At 74.7% G+C, this 3,408-nt stretch carries 3 protein-coding genes; all 3 read right to left on the bottom strand.

All coding sequences use genetic code 11. The features are described 5' to 3' along the window. Positions 1-1,761 (bottom strand): molybdopterin biosynthesis protein (locus tag AC1D12_RS28420; protein ID WP_477844440.1); only part of this gene is annotated, 1,761 nt, incomplete at its 3' end. 14 nt (positions 1,762-1,775) lie between these two features. Next, complete coding sequence (locus AC1D12_RS28415) at positions 1,776-3,026, bottom strand: molybdopterin molybdotransferase MoeA (RefSeq protein ID WP_477824885.1); 1,251 nt, start codon at positions 3,024-3,026, stop codon at positions 1,776-1,778. Next, positions 3,023-3,408, bottom strand: a 386-nt coding sequence (locus AC1D12_RS28410; protein ID WP_477844438.1) for an ATP-binding cassette domain-containing protein, incomplete at its 5' end; no start/stop codon positions are given. The genes AC1D12_RS28410 and AC1D12_RS28415, both read right to left, overlap by 4 nt.

The raw sequence follows: 3,408 nt of genomic DNA, 5'->3' as shown, positions 1-3,408 counted from the left end.
GCGCGCGACCGTGTCGATCGCCATGCCCCAATCCGCGCGCTGCTGCGCCACCGCCACCGCCACCGCGTTGTGCGATTTCGTCTGCACGCCGTGGCCCGAGGGGCGGGCCGCGCCCAGCAGCCGGTCGATCACCACGCGCGTGCCGCTGCCGGCGTTGCGGTTGACCATCACGCAGTCGCGGTCGCCGGTCACGACCGCGACCGCCTCGTCGAGGCTGCGCCCCTCGAAGCGCGGATCGCCCGGCCGGAACACGATGCCCTGCATCCGCCCATAGCCGGGAATCAGCTCCAGCGTGTCGGTCAGCAGCGGCCGGTTGTACTCGCCGCTGGCCGGGTCCATCAGGTGCATGCCGGCGATGTCGCACTCGCCGCGCCGGGCCGCCATCAGGCCGCCGCTGCTGCCCACGTTGAGCGACTTGACGCGCCAGCCCGCGCCGATCATCTGCCCCGCCAGCCAGTCCAGGCCGACGCAGTGGCTGCCGATCAGGATCAGGTCCGCCGGCTCCAGGCCCTGCCCCAGCAACTGCACGTCGACGCGATCGCCGGCATCGAGCATCTCGGTGTGCTGCGGGATCGTGATGAAACCGTCCGCCGTGCTGAAGGTGGTCACCGAGCCCGAGCCCTTGCCCATCGGGTAGGCCGCGAGGCCGTCGTCCGTGCGCACCAGCCCGACCAGCAGGTACTCGGTGCGGCCGCGCTCCGAGTTCACGCGCATCGGCAGCGTCGCGCTCACCGTTTCCTGCCGGTCGGGCGGCAGGCCCGCGAAGGCGCGCAGCACCGGCGCGAGGAACTCGTGGAACGTGAAGATCGCCGAGGTCGGGAAGCCCGGCAGGATCACGACCGGCTTGCCGCCGGTGACCGCCAGGCACACCGGCTTGCCCGGCTTCAACGCCACGCCGTGCGCGACGATGCCCGGATCGGCCAGCCGGCCGACCACCCGATACGACAGGTCGCCTTCGCCCTTCGACGTGCCGCCCGAGAACACCACCGCGTCGCACGCCAGCCCGCGCGCGAGCGCGGCGGTCAGCGCGGCCTCGTCGTCGGGGATCACGCCCAGGTGCACCGGCCGGCCGCCCAGTTCCTCGACCGCCGCGCCGATGATCGCGGCGTTGGAGTCGTGGACGGCGCCTGTGCGCAGCGGCTGCCCGGGTGCCACGATCTCGTCGCCGGTGGAGAAGATCGCGACCCGCGGCGCGCGGTGCACCGGCACCTGCGCCAGGCCGAGCGCCGCGAGCACGCCGATCTCGCGCGAGGTGAGGCGCTGGCCGGCGCGCAGCACCGTTTCGCCGCGCGCGATGTCGGTGCCTGCGTAGCTGACGTTCTCGCCCGCCGTCGCGGCCCGGCTGACCTCGACGCGGCCCTCGCCGCGCAGCTCGGTGTTCTCGACCATCACGACCGCGTCGGCCCCGCGCGGCAGCATGCCGCCGGTGGCGATCGGGGTGGCCGTGCCCGCCGCCGCCATCCGCTGCGGCACGATGCCCGGCCGCAGCACCTCGTCGTTCAGCTGCAGCGTGCGGGCCCGCTCTTCCTGCGCGCCGTGCGTGTCGGCCGCCTGCAGCGCGAAGCCGTCGACGTTGGAGCGGTCGAAGCCCGGCACGTCGATGCCGGCCACGATGTCCTCGGCCAGCACGCGGTGCAGCGCCGCACCCAGCGCGACGCGCTCCTGCCCCAGCGGCGCGAGCCTCAGGTACCGCTGGAAGCGCAGCGTCGCCTCGTCGCGGGTGATGACGTCCAGGAACTGCGATTGCGATGTCGGTTTCACACGGGGCCCGGGGCTCAGTCGTAGAGGTGGAGGGTGAGCTCGGTGCCGGGGCCGTAGCCTTCGCTCTCGGCCGGCACGACGACGAAGCCGTCGGCACGCGTCGTCGACGACAGCACCGACGCGCCGGACACCGCCAGCGGCTCGACCGCGTCGCCCTCCAGCCGGACGCGCACGTAGTCGACACGGCCGACGGCCGAGACGATCTTGCGCGCCACCGTCGCCCGGCGCTGGCGGTAGGGCCACTCGGGGCCGCGCCCCGCCAGGCGGCGGATCGCGCGCCCGGCGAAGAAGTCGTAGGCACACAGGCACGACACCGGATTGCCCGGCAGCAGGAACACGAGCGTGTCGCCGATGCGGCCCATGCCCGCGGGGCTCGACGGCCGCATCGCGACGCCATGGATGGCGAGCTCGCCCAGCTGGGCCAGCAGCTGCGGTGCGTGGTCCTCGCTGCCGACGCTCGATCCGCCGGATACCAGCACCACGTCGGCGCCCGGCGCGCACATCGCCGCGCCGATCGCCGCGGCCTCGTCGCCGAGGCGCTGGTGGCTCTCGAGCTCCGCGCCGTCGCGCGCGATGAGGCCGCGAAGCAGCACGGAATTCGCGTCGTAGATCTCCCACGGCCCCTTGGTCGCGCCGGGGGCGACCACCTCGTTGCCGGTCACGAGCAGCCGCACGCGCGGACGCCGCACCACGTCGAGCTGCGCGAAGCCCAGCGAGGCCGCGAGGCCGCCGTCCTGCGGCCGCAGGCGGCGCCCGGCGGGCAACACCGTCGAGCCGGCCTGGATGTCCTCGCCGACGCGCCCGACGTGCTGCCACGGCGACACCGGCCGCGTGATCGCGATGCGCCCGGCGGCCTCGGTGGCGTACTCGGCCGGCACCACCGCATCCAGGCCGTCGGGCAGCGGCGCGCCCGTCATGATGCGCACCGCGGTGCGGGCCGGCGCCGTGCCCTCGAACGGCCGGCCCGGCAGTGCCTGGCCGAGCACCGGCAGCTCGATCGGGTTGTACTCGCCGGCGCCGTCGGTCTCCGCGCCGCGCAGCGCGAAGCCGTCCATCGCGGCGCGCTGGAACGTCGGCACGTCGATCGGTGCGACCAGGTCGGCAGCCAGCACGCGCCCGGCGCTCTCTTCCACCGCCACGGCCTGCGCCGGCAGCGGCCGCGCGCCGGCCCGGCCGTCGACCCAGGCCTGGGCCACTTCCACCTCGCTGCGCTGCGCGAAGCCGTGCATGCGCACGTCCTTCGCCTGCACGGGTCTTGGCGTCATCTCCAGGGCAGCTCTCCTCGCAGGAACTGCGCGGCCTCGCTCGGCAGCGCATCGTCGGTGAAGAACAGGTCGACCGGGCGCTCGACGACCACGCGCCCGCCTTCCAGGTAGGCCACGCGGGTCGCCAGGCGCTTGGCCTGGCCGAGATTGTGCGTGCTCATCGCGATCGTCACGCCGGTGTGGGCGATCTGCTCGATCAGCGCCTCGACCTCGCGCTTCGCGCCGGGGTCGAGGCTCGCCGTGGGCTCGTCGAGCAGCAGCAGGTCGGGCTGCGTGGCCCAGGCGCGGGCGAGCGCCAGGCGTTGCCGCTGCCCGCCGGACAGCGCGCGGGCCGGCCGGGCGGCCTGGCCGTCCAGCCCGACGCGCGCGAGCGCCTCGTGGC

The sequence above is a fragment of the Rhizobacter sp. P1_G5 genome (assembly GCF_056405435.1).
Note: the sequence above shows the minus strand (reverse complement) of the source record. Positions and strands in the feature narration are given on the sequence as shown.

What these genes read in the sequence shown, in the direction of transcription:
- AC1D12_RS28415 (WP_477824885.1), bottom strand. Translation starts at nt 3,026, where the DNA reads ATGACGCCAAGACCCGTGCAGGCGAAGGACGTGCGCATGCACGGCTTC.